This window comes from Bradyrhizobium jicamae (assembly GCF_001440395.1).
Lineage (GTDB): Bacteria > Pseudomonadota > Alphaproteobacteria > Rhizobiales > Xanthobacteraceae > Bradyrhizobium > Bradyrhizobium jicamae.
Genome location: NZ_LLXZ01000071.1, coordinates 84,324 through 100,931 on the forward strand (window position 1 = coordinate 84,324; position 16,608 = coordinate 100,931).

At 62.5% G+C, this 16,608-nt stretch carries 16 protein-coding genes; 8 read left to right on the forward strand and 8 right to left on the reverse strand.

The features are described 5' to 3' along the window. Positions 1 to 213: 213 nt before the first annotated feature. Entirely contained in the window at positions 214 to 2,265 is a 2,052-nt protein-coding gene (gene parE / locus CQ12_RS11840) for a DNA topoisomerase IV subunit B (RefSeq protein ID WP_057835479.1), read from the forward strand. A 230-nt stretch (positions 2,266 to 2,495) separates the two neighbouring features. Next, complete coding sequence (locus CQ12_RS11845; protein ID WP_057835480.1) at positions 2,496 to 3,296, forward strand: outer membrane protein; 801 nt, start codon at positions 2,496 to 2,498, stop codon at positions 3,294 to 3,296. A 19-nt stretch (positions 3,297 to 3,315) separates the two neighbouring features. Here the strand turns inward: CQ12_RS11845 and CQ12_RS11850 are convergent, their stop codons facing one another. Both CQ12_RS11850 and CQ12_RS44995 read right to left on the reverse strand, forming a co-directional pair. Further along, positions 3,316 to 3,681, reverse strand: a complete 366-nt coding sequence (locus CQ12_RS11850; protein WP_157088153.1) for a hypothetical protein — start codon at positions 3,679 to 3,681, stop codon at positions 3,316 to 3,318. Next, on the reverse strand, positions 3,630 to 3,812 hold the full coding sequence (locus CQ12_RS44995) for a hypothetical protein (RefSeq protein WP_057835482.1): 183 nt from the start codon (positions 3,810 to 3,812) through the stop codon (positions 3,630 to 3,632). Before CQ12_RS44995 ends, CQ12_RS11850 begins: the two co-directional genes overlap by 52 nt. A gap of 171 nt (positions 3,813 to 3,983) precedes the next feature. On the opposite strand from CQ12_RS44995, the gene CQ12_RS11860 reads away from it, so the two are divergent. The 3 genes from CQ12_RS11860 (at position 3,984) to CQ12_RS11870 (ending at position 6,566) form a co-directional block, all read left to right on the forward strand. Continuing rightward, positions 3,984 to 4,169 (forward strand): hypothetical protein, encoded by a 186-nt coding sequence (locus tag CQ12_RS11860; RefSeq protein ID WP_057835483.1) that lies wholly within the window; start codon positions 3,984 to 3,986, stop codon positions 4,167 to 4,169. Positions 4,170 to 4,285: 116 nt separating this feature from the next. Beyond that, complete coding sequence (locus CQ12_RS11865; RefSeq protein WP_057835484.1) at positions 4,286 to 5,056, forward strand: SDR family NAD(P)-dependent oxidoreductase; 771 nt, start codon at positions 4,286 to 4,288, stop codon at positions 5,054 to 5,056. 781 nt (positions 5,057 to 5,837) lie between these two features. Further along, positions 5,838 to 6,566 carry an outer membrane protein gene (locus CQ12_RS11870; RefSeq protein WP_057835485.1) on the forward strand — a complete coding sequence of 243 codons (729 nt, stop codon included), beginning with the start codon at positions 5,838 to 5,840 and terminating at the stop codon, positions 6,564 to 6,566. Between the two features lie 102 nt (positions 6,567 to 6,668). Here CQ12_RS11870 and CQ12_RS11875 read toward each other — a convergent pair whose 3' ends face one another. From CQ12_RS11875 to CQ12_RS11885, 3 genes are all read right to left on the reverse strand, one after another. Then, positions 6,669 to 7,880 (reverse strand): FAD-dependent oxidoreductase, encoded by a 1,212-nt coding sequence (locus CQ12_RS11875; protein ID WP_157088154.1) that lies wholly within the window; start codon positions 7,878 to 7,880, stop codon positions 6,669 to 6,671. Positions 7,881 to 7,977: 97 nt separating this feature from the next. Continuing rightward, positions 7,978 to 9,294 carry an O-antigen ligase family protein gene (locus CQ12_RS11880; protein WP_063799723.1) on the reverse strand — a complete coding sequence of 439 codons (1,317 nt, stop codon included), beginning with the start codon at positions 9,292 to 9,294 and terminating at the stop codon, positions 7,978 to 7,980. A 486-nt stretch (positions 9,295 to 9,780) separates the two neighbouring features. Further along, positions 9,781 to 11,280 carry a caspase family protein gene (locus CQ12_RS11885; RefSeq protein ID WP_057835487.1) on the reverse strand — a complete coding sequence of 500 codons (1,500 nt, stop codon included), beginning with the start codon at positions 11,278 to 11,280 and terminating at the stop codon, positions 9,781 to 9,783. A gap of 384 nt (positions 11,281 to 11,664) precedes the next feature. Here CQ12_RS11885 and CQ12_RS11890 point away from each other — a divergent pair, with 384 nt between their 5' ends. Together CQ12_RS11890 and CQ12_RS11895 are read left to right on the forward strand one after the other, a co-directional pair. Continuing rightward, complete coding sequence (locus tag CQ12_RS11890; RefSeq protein WP_057835488.1) at positions 11,665 to 13,149, forward strand: DEAD/DEAH box helicase; 1,485 nt, start codon at positions 11,665 to 11,667, stop codon at positions 13,147 to 13,149. Between the two features lie 131 nt (positions 13,150 to 13,280). Then, positions 13,281 to 14,348, forward strand: a complete 1,068-nt coding sequence (locus tag CQ12_RS11895) for a GGDEF domain-containing protein (RefSeq protein ID WP_057835489.1) — start codon at positions 13,281 to 13,283, stop codon at positions 14,346 to 14,348. A 133-nt stretch (positions 14,349 to 14,481) separates the two neighbouring features. Here the strand turns inward: CQ12_RS11895 and CQ12_RS11900 are convergent, their stop codons facing one another. Continuing rightward, positions 14,482 to 14,964, reverse strand: a complete 483-nt coding sequence (locus CQ12_RS11900; protein WP_057835490.1) for a TfoX/Sxy family protein — start codon at positions 14,962 to 14,964, stop codon at positions 14,482 to 14,484. Positions 14,965 to 15,164: 200 nt separating this feature from the next. Here CQ12_RS11900 and CQ12_RS11905 point away from each other — a divergent pair, with 200 nt between their 5' ends. Continuing rightward, positions 15,165 to 15,602: a hypothetical protein gene (locus tag CQ12_RS11905; protein WP_057835491.1), complete on the forward strand. Its 438-nt coding sequence runs from the start codon at positions 15,165 to 15,167 to the stop codon at positions 15,600 to 15,602. Between the two features lie 65 nt (positions 15,603 to 15,667). Here CQ12_RS11905 and CQ12_RS11910 read toward each other — a convergent pair whose 3' ends face one another. Both CQ12_RS11910 and CQ12_RS11915 read right to left on the reverse strand, forming a co-directional pair. Further along, positions 15,668 to 16,060, reverse strand: coding sequence for a HesB/IscA family protein (locus CQ12_RS11910; protein ID WP_057835492.1), 393 nt, complete (start codon positions 16,058 to 16,060; stop codon positions 15,668 to 15,670). Positions 16,061 to 16,189: 129 nt separating this feature from the next. Next, entirely contained in the window at positions 16,190 to 16,603 is a 414-nt protein-coding gene (locus tag CQ12_RS11915) for a VOC family protein (RefSeq protein ID WP_057835493.1), read from the reverse strand. Positions 16,604 to 16,608 lie beyond the last annotated feature (5 nt).

Genomic DNA, 16,608 nt, shown 5'->3' on the forward strand with positions numbered 1-16,608 from the left:
GGATCCCCCTGCCCACCGGGACATTCCGACAACCGAAAAGCGAATGCAAGGGCCAGTTCGCGCTGGCGTTGCCATATCGTTATTTGCAAGCCGGGCGCGACAGCCTTAAGAGCGCGAAGCGTCCTTGCCCACCGTCACCTTTTGAGCCCATCCGTGGCATAGTCAGACAGACCGATTCGCTCGCGCGAGATCGCGCGCAACACCTAAAGAGCCATGTCCAAGCCATTGAAATCAGCTGCAAAACCCAAATCCGCCAACGACCTCTTCGGCGCCGAAAAGGGCCGCACAGCGACCAGAGCCGCCCCGCGCGGAACCAGCGCCGAGGCCGGCTATACCGCGGCCGACATCGAGGTGCTGGAGGGACTGGAGCCGGTGCGCCGGCGTCCCGGCATGTATATCGGCGGCACCGATGAAAAGGCGCTGCACCATCTGTTTGCCGAAGTCATCGACAACGCCATGGACGAAGCCCTGGCGGGGCACGCCTCCTTCATCGAGGTGGAGCTGAGCGCCGACGGATTCCTGACGGTCACCGACAACGGCCGCGGCATCCCGGTCGATCCGCATCCGAAATTTCCGAAGAAGTCCGCGCTCGAAGTCATCATGTGCACGCTGCACTCGGGCGGCAAATTCGACTCCAAGGTCTATGAGACCTCGGGCGGCCTGCACGGGGTCGGCGTCTCGGTGGTCAACGCCCTCTCCTCGCTGCTCGAGGTCGAGGTGGCGCGCGAGCAGAAGCTCTACAAGATGTCGTTCGAGCGCGGTCATCCCAAGGGCAAACTCCAGGATCTCGGCAAGATCAACAACCGCCGCGGCACCCGGATTCGCTTCAAGCCCGACACCGATATTTTCGGCGCCAAGGCCGCGTTCAAGCCGCAGCGCCTGTTCAAGATGGCGCGTTCGAAGGCCTATCTGTTCGGCGGCGTGAAAATCCGCTGGCGCTGCGATCCCGCACTGTTGAAGGGCATCGAAGAGGTGCCCGCCGAGGACGAATTCCACTTCGCCGGCGGCCTGAAGGACTATCTCGCCGCCGCTGTTCACGCCGACACGCTGGTGCATCCGGATATCTTCTCCGGCAAGTCGGGCCGCAACGGCGCCCATGGCGCTTGTGAATGGGCGGTGGCCTGGACGGCGGACGCCGACGGCTTCCTGTCCTCGTACTGCAACACCGTGCCGACGCCCGATGGCGGCACGCACGAATCCGGCCTGCGCAGCGCGATGCTGCGCGGCCTGAAAGACCACGCCGAGCGCATCGGCCAGGGCAAGCGCGCTGCGCCCGTGACGTCGGAAGACGTCATGGTGGGCGCTGCCGTGATGCTCAGCGTGTTCGTGCGCGAGCCGGAATTCCAGGGTCAGACCAAGGACCGTCTTGCCACGGCGGAAGCACAGAAGATCGTCGAACAGGCGATCAAGGATCCGTTCGATCACTGGCTGTCGGGCAATCCGCTGCAGGCCAACAAGCTCCTGGATTTCGTCGTCGAGCGCGCCGACGAGCGGCTGCGCCGCCGCGCCGAGAAGGAAACCTCGCGCAAGACCGCGGTGAAGAAGCTGCGCCTGCCCGGCAAGCTCGCCGATTGCACCAATACGGCAACCGAAGGCTCCGAGCTCTTCATCGTCGAAGGCGACTCGGCCGGCGGCAGCGCCAAACAGGCGCGCGACCGCAAGACCCAGGCGATATTGCCCCTGCGCGGAAAAATCCTCAACGTTGCCTCCGCCGGCAAGGACAAGCTGATGCAGAACGCGCAGCTCTCAGACTTGATGCAGGCGATCGGCTGCGGCACGCTCGCGCATTACCGCGAAGAGGATTTGCGCTATTCCCGCATCATCATCATGACCGACGCCGACGTCGACGGCGCGCATATCGCGTCACTGCTGATCACGTTCTTCTACCGCCAGACGCCGCGCCTGATCGATGAGGGCCACCTCTTTCTGGCGGTGCCACCGCTTTATCGTCTCACCCATGGCAGCAAGACGGTTTATGCCCGTGACGATGCACATAAGGACGCGCTCTTGAAGAGCGAGTTCAACGCCAACGCCAAGGTCGAGGTCGGCCGCTTCAAAGGCCTCGGCGAGATGATGCCGGCGCAGCTCAAGGAAACCACCATGGATCCGGCCAAGCGCACCCTGCTGCGCGTAAAACTTCTGGCCGACGACCGCGAAGGCACCGCCGATTCTGTCGAACGGCTGATGGGGACCAAGGCCGAGGCCCGGTTCGCCTTCATCTCCGACAAGGCGGAATTCGCCAGCGACGACCTGCTGGACGTCTGAATCGCTGATTTCGGGCTCTTTTCGGGCGGTTTCCGGCCAGTATGGCCGGACAACGTCGGTTTTTGCCTGTTTTCTGGGCGGTTTCGCAACCGCCGATTTCGGGCACCTGTGTTCCTCCCGCAACAGCAATTTCGGCGGAACTGCGTATAGTCACGCTACTGGATTTTGGGAATCGGCGCTCGCGCACCCCAGCGGGGTCAACTGGGGCACTTAAGGTGAGGGATTTGAAAATGAAGAAATTGGTGATCGCGCTGGCTGCGGCAGCGACTTTCTCGGCCCCGGCCGTCGCAGCTGATCTCGGAGCTCGCCCCTATGCCAAGGCTCCGGTCCCTGTGGCCGCCGTTTACAACTGGACCGGCTTCTACATCTTCGGTGGTGGCGGCGGCGGTCTGTGGAGCGCCGATAGCAACGTGCAGACGTTCCCCGGCGCTATTGCCCTCACCCGCGATCATCGGAATGGCGGCAGCGGCTGGTTCGGAACGGTCGGCGCCGGCTATGACTGGCAGTTCGGCGGCCGATGGGTGGCCGGTATTTTCGGTGACGCGCAGTTCGGAGACATCCGCGGCTCTCTCAGCGATCCTCTCTTCCTGACCGAAGGCCGCATGAAGCTTGAGACCAGCTATGCTGCAGGTGTGCGATTGGGCTATCTGGTTGCTCCTAACGTGTTGTCTTACGTCAACGCTGGCTACTCGGGTTCAGAATGGTCGGGCACGACCCAGACCACGCTCATCGCTGGCGGCGGCCCCGGATTCTACACCACGCCTTCCTTCGATCGGAATGGATGGTTCATTGGTGGCGGCGTCGAGAACAACCTGGATCTTTTCGGCATCTCGGCTCCCGGCTGGTTCATGAAGACAGAGTATCGCTCTGCGTTCTATGACCGCGTCACCTTGCCGGGGACGGTCACGCCTGCCTTCGGCGGCGGTCCGACCGGTACCGCTGTGACCTTCAAGCCCTGGACGCAGACCATCAGCACCTCGCTGGTCTATCGCTTCAACTGGGGTGGCGCTCCGGTCCAGGCCAAATACTGATCTCTGCTAAGTCAGCAGCTCAAAAGCCCCGGCTTCGCCCGGGGCTTTTTTGTACCTGTGGCAAGCCACCGGCCCGCGTCCGGATGTGTGCATTACCCGGCTTGATTTGCGAGTTGCGGTCCGCAACGGCTGCCCTCAGCGACCGGTACGCGCGGCGTAGCCGGCACTCGACCTCCAACCAATCCGAATCTGTCATTCCCTGCCCGCGGCTGTCACGATAGGCCATCGCCTCGGCGCGACCGATGCCTGACAACACCAGCGACGGCTCGTCGGCTCGTTTGCCGTAGGTGATGGCGGCGACGCGAGCGACCGTCAGGCCGTACTGCTCCGGGCTCACAGCCTCGCGCCGCGCCTGCCACCAGTCGAGTTCGAGGCGGCGCGCCACATCGCCGTCTCCAGCCGGGCGATTTCAGCTGGCTCGAAGCGGCGCAGATCCGCGTTCCGTGGCCACGACGCGTAGACGCCGATGGCGCCCAACACCAGCGCGAGCGTAAGAATGCTGGTACGGCGGTTCATGATGTCCCTTGAGACGGCGCCGCGACGTCCGACCTTGCGGAGCCGGCCGGCCTTCTATTCGATCGGAAGCTACGGCCGCCGGCGGCAACGGTTTCCTCCGGCGGCCCGGGAGAACGCACGATAAGCTCCGGGGCGCGTGGCAACCGGGGCGGCAATCAGGGAGAAAAGCCCATGGCCAGATCGCTTTCGATCATCGGCTTTCTGGCGCTTGCGATCGGCCTGTTGTGGATCGGTCAGGGCACCGGCGCCATTCGCTGGCCGCCATCGAGCTTCATGATCAATCAACTGCAATGGGCCGGATATGGCGCGCTGCTCGGCGCCGTCGGCCTGATCCTGATCTGGCAAGGCAATCGCTAGATTCGTAGCTTCGTAGGATGGGTGGAGCGCAGCGATACCCATCAACTTCGTGCTGCATCTGATTGATGATGGGTATCGCTGCGCTCCACCCATCCTACAGAAACTGGACAACGCACATGACAACAAAACTCTTCGACCTCGCCGGCAAGGTAGCCATCGTCACCGGCGGCAATGGCGGCATCGGGCTCGGCATGGCCCGCGGCCTCGCACAGGCAGGCGCCGCGGTCGCCATCGTCGGCCGCAACGAGGCCAAGTCGGCGGCTGCGGTCGCGGAGCTTACGCAAGGCGGCGCCAAAGCGATTGCAGTCGCGACCGACGTCACCGACAAGGCAGCGGTCGCCGCGATGGCCGAGCGCGTCCTGAGCGAGCTCGGCCGCATCGATATCCTCGTCAACAATGCCGGCATCAACATTCGCAAGCCGCCACATGCGCTCGACATTGCCGAGTGGAACAGCGTGGTCCAGACCAACCTCACCAGCGCCTTCCTGTGCTCGCAGGCGGTCTATCCCGCGATGAAGGCGGCGGGCGGCGGCAAGATCATCAATATCGGCTCGATGATGTCGATCTTCGGCGCCAGCTTCACGCCGGCCTATGCCGCGAGCAAGGGCGGCATCGTGCAGTTCACGCGCTCCTGTGCCTGCGCCTGGGCGGCCGACAACATCCAGGCCAATGCCGTGCTGCCGGGCTGGATCGACACCGACCTCACCAAGCGGGCCCGCCAGGAGATCGACGGCCTGCACGACCGGGTGCTGGCGCGAACGCCGGCGGCGCGCTGGGGCGCGATCGGCGACTTTGCCGGCATCGCCGTGTTCCTCGCCTCGCCTGCCTCCGACTTCGTCACGGGCACGGCGATTCCCATTGATGGCGGCTTCTCGATCATGGGCTGAAATTATAAGGAAAGCCCCAGACGGCATCCGGAGCTTTCTTCATTCAAGTCGTAAATCTCGGTATTCGCGAAGCGGTTGGCCACGGGTTGAACCTGAAGCTCACACGGCCCATGACAGACTCAGCATCCGCAGTGACGTTCCGGAAGTTCCCGGGAGCGGCGCAAGCGGAAAAGCAGCTGTGCAATCGTGCTGCCTGCTGTCTCGAATTTGTATGCTTGTAGTCGATGCCGAGGATCAGAACCGCGAGCCAGGTTCCTGCCCGCTGACTGTTACCTTGCAGCGACAGTGCCAGCGATTCAAAGCACGCCAGAGGGCACACGGTCCCACTCGACCAGGGTCGATGCCGCTATTCAATGATGGGCTGTCACCCGAATCCTACAGTCGCAACCGCCTTTGATGAAACTGTGGGGAATTCCTGCGGTCAGTTCCAAAAAGTCGTCCCTCCGGATGGTCCGTCAAACGCGATTCGCGCGGACAGCGCCAATAATCGGTAATATGCTACGGGTAAGGCCCATTGATTCATAGAATTCCTTAAGCGTCCCGCGCAATCGGCTCCGATTGAAGCTCACCTCCAAGCGCCGTCCGGGCGGTCAAATCATCGAAATTCCGGCGTTTTGCCCTCTTCCCAACCGAATGTCGGCTTCCGTTCGGCAATGCCTTGGTTCTGACGTGTCGAAGCTTTGCGACTGTGGCGTGCAGGTGACAGCTTTGGTGCGACTCCTGGGATATGTTGGGTCAGGATCAATTACTCACATTACTTGTCAGTGAACTGGGGAAAATAATGAAAAAGCTCGCTATCGCCGCCGCCGCTCTGGTCATCGGCACCGCCAGCGCCTCGGCCGCCGATCTGGCTGCCCGGCCCTACACCAAGGCACCCGCGCCTGTCGTCGCCGTCTACAACTGGACCGGGTTCTACATCGGTGCACAGGTCGGTTACGCTTGGGGTGACAACAGCACCACTGAGTTCGTCACCGCAACGGGCGTGCCCACTGGCTTCACTCGCGGCTTCAACACTGATGGCTTCGTTGGCGGTGGTCACATTGGCTACAACTGGCAGTTCGGTCAGTTCGTCTTCGGTCTCGAAGGCGACATTGAAGGCGCCGACATCAAGGGCGGTTACCGCCTGGCAAACCTGAACGGCACGGACTTCCGGATCGATGCGCAGGCCTCTATCCGTGGCCGCCTCGGTGTAGCCTTCAACAACTCGCTGCTCTACGTAACCGGTGGTGCGGCCTGGGCTGATATGGACCACACTTACGTCTTCGCGAACACCCTCTTTGAAACCCACTCCAGCACCCGTACCGGCTGGACCGTGGGCGCAGGCTGGGAATACGGCTTCACGCCGAACTGGTCGGCCCGTCTGGAGTATCGCTACACCGATTTCGGCAGCTTCCGGAACAACTCTATCTTCTCGTTCCCCGGCTTCACGTACGAGCATGATCCGGTGTTCCACACGGTGCGTGGCGGTATCAGCTATCGCTTCGGCGGTCCGGTCGTCGCCAAGTACTGATCCGGCTACCTGCTAGCCTTCAACAGCTCAAAGCCCCGGCATCGTCCGGGGCTTTTTGTTGCGTTCTGCTCGCTGGAATGCTTTTCGCGCCCGCGTCGTCCGTTAAGCTCGGACCGGCGACTGCACATGTTCAGGCCGCACGCCCAGGCCCACAAACCGCGCCGTGATACCTTGCAGCCAGGGCACCGCGGTGACCAGCCGCATCACGAACGGAACTTTCAGCGGCTGGTTCCCTGGCTTCAGCGCGGCGTTGACGATGTTGTTCTGCACCACCACCTGCATCCGCTGCGTCATCCGCACTGGAAAGGCCCGGCGCCGGCGCACCGCGTCCAGTTCATCCTCCGATGGACAGCCGCCCACCAGCTTCGATGCCAGCAGGTTCGCGGTCGCGACCGCATCCTGCACCGCGAGGTTGACGCCGACGCCGCCGATCGGCGACATCGCGTGCGCCGCGTCGCCGATGCACAACAGCCCCGGCCGCGTCCAGCGCGGCAACCGATTGACAGCAACGGTCAACAGCTTGACGTCGTTCCAGCTCTTCACCTCGGCTAGCCCCGGTTTGAGGATCGGCGCCATCCGCGCGACCTCGTCGAGCAGCGCGGGCAATCCCCTCGCCTTCACCGCATCATGCTGCCCCTTGGGAATGACGAACGCGCACTGCCAATAGTCGCCGCGGTCGAAGGTCACCATCATCTTGCCGGGCTCGACCCGCGCAAACAGGTTCTCGCTTTCGCCCTCCCGCTTGCCGGCGCGAAACCACAGCACATCCATGGGCGCGCCGATTTCCTCGACCTTGAGGCCTGCGCGCTCGCGCAGCAGCGAATGGCGACCGTCGCAGGCAATGGTGAGATCCGCCTCGATATCGATCACGCCATCTGGCGTCTTCGCCTTGACGCCCGTGATACGGTTGCCGTCACGGAGCAGATCGATCGCTTCGGTCGACATCATCACCTTGAGCGAAGCGAAACGCTTGCCGCTCTCGCGCAGGAAGTTGAGAAAGTCCCACTGCGGCATGAAAGCGATGAAGGGGTATTTGACGTGGAGCCGGCTCAGATCGGCGATCCGCACCGACTCGCCCCCGAACATGCCTTCCATCTTCTGCAGGCGCTGGTGCGGCAACTTCAGGAAGCCGTCAATCAGCCCAAGCTCGTCCATCACCTGCAGCGTGGATGGATGCACGGTGTCGCCGCGAAAATCGCGGAAGAAGTCGGCGTGCTTCTCCAGCACCACGACCTCGATGCCGGCGCGTCCGAGCAGATATCCGAGCATCATGCCGGCCGGCCCGCCGCCGACGATGCAGCACCGTACTTTCATCGCGCCACCCATCAGTCGAGTCACGCGAACTGTAGGGTATCTTCCGGCCCGGGGGAATTGGTCGCCGCCGCCGTGGCGCCTCGGCGGTCGATATCGCTCAAGGCCGGGTCGTTCCGGCCAGCCCTGATCCGCGCCCTGAAGCAAATTGCGACTGCCCGCGCGCGACCATGCCGCCCACGACCCCGACGCCGAGAACGTAGATCCAGCCTTCGTGGAAGTCGAACAAATGGGAGTTGAACAGCGAACTGACGAAGTTCTGGACCACGATCACCAGCCCGACCCACGCCGCAAATGTCGATCCTCGAAAGAGTTGCAGATGAAAGTACCACATCGCATACAGGACGAGGCAGCCGAGCGCCCCCCACTGGATGGCGGCATAAAGCGTCTGGTTGTGCGGATTGCGGATGGACCAGCCCCACTCACCGGTCTTGCCCTCGGCTTCGCGTTCAAACAGCTGCTTGGTCGATCCGGTGCCGTGTCCGAAAATCGGCGCCTCCGATATCGATCTGGTGGACGTGCGCCAATAGGCCAGCCGCAAGCCGTTCGAGGTCGCCGCCGGAGTTGCGGTATTGGAATCCACAGTCACCTGCGAGTCCTGCACCGTGCGCTCGACGCGGTCGCGCAGATAGGGTGACGAAAGCATAACAGCGCCCTCGACGATCGCGGCGAATACGAGCAGATAGATCGCGTGCCGCCGATTCAGAAATTTGAAGGCAAAAAGCGCCAACAGCACGGGAAAGCAGACCAGCGTGGTGCGCGACGTCGCGACGAACCGCATGTCGCAATAGAAGCCCAGCATGATGGCCGCGAGCGCGATAGCCCAGGCGCGATGGCCGTTCGCAGCAAATGACAGCAGCAGCGGCGCGACGGCAAACAGGCACAACGCGAATTCGTGGCTTTGGTCGATGTAGTTTCTGACGGGGACACCGGCCATGCCGTTCGGCGAAGGCTTCCAGTCCGCAAAATACGTCGCCCATGACACGCCCATGAGGAGAACGCAGGAAGCCAGGAAAGCGATCAGCACCCAGTGCCCGCGCTCGGAGCGCTCGTAGTGATAGATGAGAAGCGGAATGGCCAAGAGCTTTGCGACAGGACTTAGCCCCAGCAATTTCACCGCAGCGGTATCGCTCGCCCAGAGCACGCCGATAAGCGCCAGTGCAAAGAAGGCCAGAGGCAAGGACCGCGCCGGCGCACGCAAGGACTCGAAGAACGCCGGCCAGTGAATCGTGGGCAGCACGATGGCCAGCCACACCGCCGTAAATATTGAGACCGCGCTCGTCGACCATGGCAGCGCGGCTGCGGCCAGTGCCGGATAAACATCAACGCAAAGCAACCAGAACCGGGACTGCGGCCAGGCCGCGACGAACCCTGGAATTCCCGGTCTCACGACTGGAGTGACGACGAACTCTGACATACGCAACACAACTCAAAACAGATATTACAAACGAAGCTGCAACTGCAGCGCTTCCGGACGCAAGAAGTAGTCGGTTCTTCGAGGCGTCAGCTAATCCATTTGGATGCAGGCACATGATGGCCAAAAGAGGAGCCATTTCGGCCGGCGGTATGGTGAACATCCGGCCTTTTATCGCGCTGTTGTGCGGCCTCCCTGCACTCGCCCGCTCTGCGCCCACGCAGTGCCCTGCTCCACACGCCCTGGTTGACACGACATTGGGGACAAACGGATCGAAAACCCGCCGCGCGAGAACTGAAATTTGCGCAGCATCCGCGCGGTATGACAGACATGGGACGCTTCGACATCTCACCGTCATTGCGAGCGAAGCGAAGCAATCCATCTATCGCCGCGTTGAGGTATGGATTGCTTCGCTTCGCTCGCAATGACGTGGATGGCCCAGACTACTGGATACCCGTGCGTGCGCGGGCTGTGACGGAAGTGAAAGTTCTACCGCCGGAAACTCTTGATCTCCGACACGCTGCCGTCGCGGTACGTCAACTCCACCGACACCGACCTGGTCTGTGGCGCAAGCTTCAGATAAGGCGTCGCATCATGCGGAATGACGCTGGGATCGCGGGGATCGCAGGGCGGCAGTTTCAAAACCTTGTCCGGCACCGCCGAGTCGATGCCGACGCGCACCTCGCGGATCGCGCAGCGATACGACATCAGGTGCGTGTAATAAACCAGCAGCCCGTTGAAGTCGCGGAACGACAGCCAGCTCGTCGCCGTCATGTCGAGGATCTTGCGCTGGTCGCGGATCAGCGCCGCTTCAGGGTCGAACCGGATCGGGAACGGCCCCTGCAACTCGCCATTGGTGTCGACATAACGCACCTGGATCACGGCAGCCGGTGCATCGGCCGGCAGTTCGACCGACGGGTTGGGCATCCGCTTGCGGGTGCGCGGATCGAGCGTGTCCATGAAACCGGTCTCGCGGAAATTGCCGCTATCGCCGATCCGCCAGGAGATGCCGAGCGTCGGATCGGCGATCGAGAACACAACCGTCCATCCGCCATTGTGGCGCGAGAACATCGCGATCGGCGCGTTGACGGAATCGTTCTGTGGCTTGAGCTGCTGCACCGGCGGCAACGCCGCAAGCTTCTGCAGCGGCTCGGCGGACTGCGCTGCAGCCTCGGGCTGCACCTTCGCAAGACCGTTCAAAAAAACGTCGTCGACCATCTGGTCGAAATAGACCGGGATCTGCTTGTGACGAACGGTCTCGGCCAGTTCGCTGACCGCGCGCCGCGTGCGCTGCGCGACCTGAACGAGGTTGGCGCCGGGCTGCGTCAGCTCCTTGGCGAAGGTGCGCGTGAACACCGAATTGGGATTGGCGTCGTCGTTGGAGAGCCGGTCGAGCGCGGTCTGCCGCGGCCCGGCGGAGAAGATCGAGAACACACCTTCCGGCAATTGCGTCATCGGTGCGAGACCGCCACCGCCGGCCACCGCGCGCGTGCCAGGACGCTCGAACGGATTGTTGCGGCAGGCATCGAACACCAGGATGGCAGTGCGCACCTTGCGGTTCTGCATCCGCTCGATGATGCGGTCGGCCAGGATCGAGGCGTCGCGCACCAGCTCCTCCTGCCCTTCGGTTGCCGCCGGCACGTCGGTCGGCAGCAGGAAATTCTGCCCCGCGATTTCAAAACCGTGGCCGGCGAAGAAGAAGAACGCGGTGTCGCCGGCGTTGACCGCCTTGTCGAAGGCCAGCAGCGTCTGGCTGAACGCCTGCCGGTTCTGGTTCTCCGCCACCATCACGGTGAAGCCGAGCTGCTTGAGCGTATCGCCCATGGTGCGGGCGTCGTTGACCGCCTTCTGCAGCTTCGGCACGTTCCGGTAGTCGTTGTTGCCGACCACCAGCGCCACGCGCTTTTCCGCCTGCGCAGGCGCGGCGAAGGCAGCGATACACGTTGCGAGGCCCGCCACCGCGAGCAGTCTGGTAAGCCAACCCTTCATGGAATTCCCCATCCGCACGATTTGGTCCTTTGGGCCGTGCGATACCGCTTCATGCCATAGTCGGTGGCCCGTTGCCCACGGTTCAACAGCTTCTCTTGATCGGAATGGGATGGCCCGGTTTAAGGGCCAAATGACGGTTTTCGCCGTTATTTGTGCGAAAACATTAAGCTTTTTGGGCTTCAATGGGGGTTCCTAGATTGACTTTGGCCATTTCGACCCTATGTTCGCGCTCAAAGCGGCCTTGGATCGAAACGCGATTCCTTAGGTTAGCCGCTGGTCTGCGTAAGTCAGAGCCCCCAGCTTTTCAAAAGCGCGCCGTTTCGGGGCAAAACGCGACAGCCTTTTTACCCTCGATTCCGAACGGCGGTGTCGACTAGAGGCTCAATGTCTTTTTCCAATCTCGGACTTTCCGATAAGGTCCTCGCCGCAGTTGCGGCCACCGGGTACACCACCCCCACCCCCATCCAGGAACAGGCAATCCCGCACGTTCTGGCCCGCCGCGACGTCCTCGGCATAGCCCAGACCGGCACCGGCAAGACCGCCGCCTTCGTCCTGCCCATGCTCACACTTCTGGAAAAGGGCCGCGCCCGGGCACGAATGCCCCGCACCCTGATCCTCGAACCGACCCGCGAACTCGCCGCCCAGGTCAAAGAGAACTTCGATAAATACGGCGCAGGCCAGAAACTCAACGTCGCGCTCCTGATCGGCGGCGTCTCGTTCGGCGACCAGGACTCCAAGCTGACCCGCGGCGTCGACGTCCTGATCGCAACCCCGGGCCGCCTGCTCGACCACACCGAGCGCGGCGGTCTCCTGCTCACCGGCGTCGAACTGCTGGTCATCGACGAAGCCGACCGCATGCTGGACATGGGCTTCATCCCCGACATCGAACGCATCTGCAAGCTGGTGCCGTTCACGCGCCAGACCCTGTTCTTCACCGCGACGATGCCGCCGGAAATCAGCCGCATCAGTGAAACCTTCCTGCACAATCCTGAAAGAGTTGAAGTCTCGAGGCCGGCCACGACCGCGACCGGCGTGTCGCAATTCAAGGTCAATGGCGGCCGTGAGCCGCATGAGAAGCGCGAACTGCTTCGACGCTTGCTGCGCGACGCCAAGGACCTCAACAACGCGATCATCTTCTGCAACCGCAAGCGCGAAGTCGCCGTCGTTCACAAATCGCTGCAGAAGCACGGCTTCAGCGTCGGCGCCCTGCATGGCGACATGGACCAGTCGGCGCGCACCGCGGCGCTGGATCAATTCCGCAAGGGCGAGATTCCGCTCCTGGTAGCGTCCGACGTCGCCGCCCGCGGCCTCGACATTCCCGCTGTCAGCCACGTCTTCAATTTCGACGTGCCGCATCATGCCGACGACTACGTGCACCGCATCGGCCGCACGGGCCGCGCCGGGCGTGCCGGCACCGCAATCTCGATCGTCAGCCCGCTCGACAGCAAATCACTCGCTGCAATCGAACGCCTGATCGGGCAAACCATTCCCACCGCCGAGGGCGATTACGCCGTTCACACGGAGACGTCCGAGGACAGCGATCAGCCGCGCGAACATCGTTCACGCGAAGGCTCGCGTGGCGGCCGCAAGCCGCGTCGCGAACGTGAGCCGCGAGCCGCCAGGGATTCCGATAAGCGCGGCGACAAGAGCGCCGAGCGCGAACCGCGGCACGCCAAGGGCACGGGCCGCGGCGCCAGACCGCAGCCGGAGGCCGGAGCCTTTACGCCGCCCGCCGCTGCGCAGCCTTCGCGCGTGCCTTCGATCGGACGGCCCGAACCGCGGCGCGCCCATCGCGAGATCGAATCGGAGCCCGCCGATCACTCGCACCTTCCCGCATTTCTTTTGCGGCCCGTTCGCGCCCGCGTCTGATCGGCGTCGATTCCTGCACGGCCGGAAGCATTTACCGGCCGTTCATCCTCCTCCGTTAACTTGCCAGCGATAATTTAGTCATTGCTGCTGCCCGGCAACAACCGGCGCTGCTCGTTATTGGGGACGGATCAGTGGTCAAACTGCTGGACGAACACGAACGCACGATGGCGTTTGCCGAAGTAGCGTTGGGCCAGATCAGATCCCTCCGGCAAACCGCCGTCCCGCGCAACTATGAAATCTGGTACGTCTACGCGACCGGATACAACGCTTCCCTCAACAAGATCATCAACGAGACGCTGGCGCGCAACGGCAAACTCAGCGAAGCCGATCTCGAACAGATCTACGAGACCTATCTCTCCCACATCAAGGCGTCCGATCGCATCGACAAGGTCGGCGCGCGCGTGATCGGCGAGATCGACGACGTGATGACGCTCATCACCGAAGCGCTCGGCATGTCGCAGAGCTACGACTCCAGGCTGAGCGGCGCGACCGAGAAACTCAAGGCAGCCAAGAACCGCGATCAGATCAAGGCGGTCGTCGACGGCCTGATGAAATCGACGCGCGAGATGCAGGAAACCAACAAGGCGCTGGAAAACCGGCTGGTGCTGTCGAAGACCGAGATCAGCAATCTTCAGCACAGCCTGGAGGCGATCCGCGCCGAAAGCCTGACCGATCCGCTGACTGGCCTTGGCAACCGCAAATATTTCGACCGCTCGATCGAGATGGCAGTGCGGACGGCGCTGGCGAACGGCGAGCCGCTGTCACTCCTGATGTTCGACATCGACCATTTCAAGTCGTTCAACGATTCCTATGGCCATCTCACCGGCGATCAGGTGCTGCGGCTGGTTGCGATGTCGCTGAAGCAGACCATCAAGGGCCAGGACATCACCGCCCGTTACGGCGGCGAGGAATTCGCGGTCGTGCTGCCCAATACCGGGCTGCGCCAGGCATTGACGGTTGCCGACCACATCCGCCGCGCGGTGATGGCCAAGGAATTGAAAAAGAAATCCACCGGCGAGATTCTCGGCCGCGTCACCATCTCGGTCGGCGTTTCCATGCTGAAGCCGGACGACGACACGGATTCACTGATCGAACGCGCCGACGGCTGTCTCTACGCCGCCAAACGCAACGGCCGCAACCGCGTGATCTGCGAAGTCGACCCCGAATACACCGACGAGACCCGCAGCCAAGTCGCCTAAGCGCCAGTCCTCACGGTGAAGGAGAGCGAAAGCCGGCTCTCTCCACGTCATTGCGAGCGCAGCGAAGCAATCCACGTCTCAGCGCGGGGATAGATGGATTGCTTCGCTGCGCTCGCAATGACGGGTGGATGTACTATCTGCGAGGCGTCCGCTTCGTCCGCGCCGCTGGTTTCGTTGCCGGCTTACGACTTGCCGCCGGCCTGCCCGCAGCCCGCGTCGTAACCTTCCGCTTCGCGGCCGGCTTCGCCTTCGCAGCCTTGCTCGCCTTTGAAGCCTTGCTCGCCTTCGGCCGCTTGCGCACGGCCGCGCGCTGCGCCGCGGCCAATGCCGCCCTCGCCCACTCGGCCAGCTCCTCGGAATCGTCGAACAGCCGCGCCGGCAACTGCCAGTACGAGTTCACGGTGACCGTCTTGGCCCGCGTCTGATACTGAAACGGCTGCGATCCTTCCGCCTCGAACTGCGGAATGGTCTGGTCATCCGCGCGGAAATAGAGACCGGCGCGCAGCGAGAGCGCAAAGTTGGTGCCGTCCGCGGAAATGCCGTAGCCGGAAAACATCTTGCGGATGGTGACGGGGCCGAAATCGGCAAACAAGTCGATCAGGAACTCGCGATCCATTCTCAAGCATCCTCAATGCTCAACCAAAGGAACGGCTGCTTGGCTCCATCTCCCGATCGGTCGGCAGTTGCCATTATGCACTGAACATGCAGAGATTGTAGTGTCACAAGTGCAGAGCGAAAGATCGCTAGAAAGGACCAATGAACACCGCAGCCACCAGTTTGGACCCGGCACTGACTGGACTCGCAGAGTTTGCCGGAATGCAGCTAAGGATTGCGTTCAGTCACCTGTCCAAGCAGGGATTTTCGCTAACCGCGCTCGGGACCACCATGATGGCTGGATGGTGGAACGGTACGCGCTATAAGACCCATGTGCTGCAGACGGACGATGCCGCCTTCGTTGAGACCATGGCGATGAACTGGCTCGTGTCGGATCACAAGAAATCGAAATTCGTCGGCGTCGTGATGAACGGCAACATTGCAGTCGAAGGCAAAACGCACGACGCACTCATCTTGAGGTCGCGAACCGCCGATCAATCGATCAGGATGATGGCATACGCATCCTACTGTTCGGATTCGAACAAGGACGAGCCATGGCAAACGCCGATCGTGGACTTCCCGGCGGATCAGGCCGTTCCGCCCGACGCCCGCAAAGCCGCGCTGGAAATCATGTTGAGAAGCCTCTTCGGCCGGAACTAGTTCCGCCGATCTGAAGTCCCGAACTCTGTCGCCGCAGCATCTCCCAAGGCCTCAGCTTTCCAATATCACCCTGGAATTTTCGCCGGCGTCAGTTGCACCGACTCGCCGCAGCCGCAGGCGGAGACCTGGTTCGGATTGTTGAAGATGAACTGGGCCTGCATCTTGTCGGCCTTGTAGTCCATCTCGGTGCCGAGCAGGAACAGCACTGCCTTGGGATCGACCAGGATCTTCACGCCCTTGTCCTCGACCACTTCGTCGGTCGGACGGACCTCATGGGCGTATTCCACCGTATAGGACTGACCGGCGCAGCCGCCGTTCTTGATGCCGACGCGCAGGCCGACGATCTCCGAATCGGCGCGCTTGGTCAGCTCCGTGATCCGGGCAGCGGCAGCCTCGGTCAGCTTCATGACCTGCGGGCGGGGCCGCGGCTTCGGCTTGGACTGGACGGTGGTATCCATTGCAGTCGATCTCCGGCGTCGCCTCATGGCGACGAGCTATCATGGCATTAAAATAACAACGAAATTCCCGCTGTGAAGGTCCCTCGTCGTGAACTCGATCAGAACCCGTCGAAACGCTCCGCGGATCCGCTAGTAAATCCTCCAGATTCCTGGCGTCGCCAGCTCCAGCAGGTGGTCGTCCGGATCGCGGAAGTAGATGCTCTTGCCGCCGCGCGGCCAATCCGTCCTGCCTTCGATCGCAACTTGGTGCTCGCCAAGCGACTTTTCCCAGACCGGCAGCTCGGTCGCCGCAATGGCAAAGGCCATGTGGATCGGGCCGCTACCGTCATGCGGCGGAATGGTCCCGCCGGGTAGCTGGATCGTCTCGGGCGTCGAGCCGCGGAGAAACAGCAGCAACACGCTCCGGCCACCGACATCATAGGCAAGAAAGCGCGAATCGGCCGTCAGCGGCACAAGCCCGAGCACCTTCTCGTAAAACGCGCGGGCGCGATCGAGGTCGTCAACGTAAAGCGCAGTCTCGAGGACACCGGACAGTTTCGGCAACGGAT

Bases quoted from the DNA above. Each gene is read 5' to 3' on its own strand.
- parE (WP_057835479.1), top strand. From the start codon at position 214: ATGTCCAAGCCATTGAAATCAGCTGCAAAACCCAAATCCGCCAACGAC.
- CQ12_RS11845 (WP_057835480.1), top strand. From the start codon at position 2,496: ATGAAGAAATTGGTGATCGCGCTGGCTGCGGCAGCGACTTTCTCGGCC.
- CQ12_RS44995 (WP_057835482.1), bottom strand. From the start codon at position 3,812: ATGAACCGCCGTACCAGCATTCTTACGCTCGCGCTGGTGTTGGGCGCC.
- CQ12_RS11860 (WP_057835483.1), top strand. From the start codon at position 3,984: ATGGCCAGATCGCTTTCGATCATCGGCTTTCTGGCGCTTGCGATCGGC.
- CQ12_RS11865 (WP_057835484.1), top strand. From the start codon at position 4,286: ATGACAACAAAACTCTTCGACCTCGCCGGCAAGGTAGCCATCGTCACC.
- CQ12_RS11870 (WP_057835485.1), top strand. From the start codon at position 5,838: ATGAAAAAGCTCGCTATCGCCGCCGCCGCTCTGGTCATCGGCACCGCC.
- CQ12_RS11875 (WP_157088154.1), bottom strand. From the start codon at position 7,880: ATGAAAGTACGGTGCTGCATCGTCGGCGGCGGGCCGGCCGGCATGATG.
- CQ12_RS11880 (WP_063799723.1), bottom strand. From the start codon at position 9,294: ATGTCAGAGTTCGTCGTCACTCCAGTCGTGAGACCGGGAATTCCAGGG.
- CQ12_RS11885 (WP_057835487.1), bottom strand. From the start codon at position 11,280: ATGAAGGGTTGGCTTACCAGACTGCTCGCGGTGGCGGGCCTCGCAACG.
- CQ12_RS11890 (WP_057835488.1), top strand. From the start codon at position 11,665: ATGTCTTTTTCCAATCTCGGACTTTCCGATAAGGTCCTCGCCGCAGTT.
- CQ12_RS11900 (WP_057835490.1), bottom strand. From the start codon at position 14,964: ATGGATCGCGAGTTCCTGATCGACTTGTTTGCCGATTTCGGCCCCGTC.
- CQ12_RS11905 (WP_057835491.1), top strand. From the start codon at position 15,165: ATGCAGCTAAGGATTGCGTTCAGTCACCTGTCCAAGCAGGGATTTTCG.
- CQ12_RS11910 (WP_057835492.1), bottom strand. From the start codon at position 16,060: ATGGATACCACCGTCCAGTCCAAGCCGAAGCCGCGGCCCCGCCCGCAG.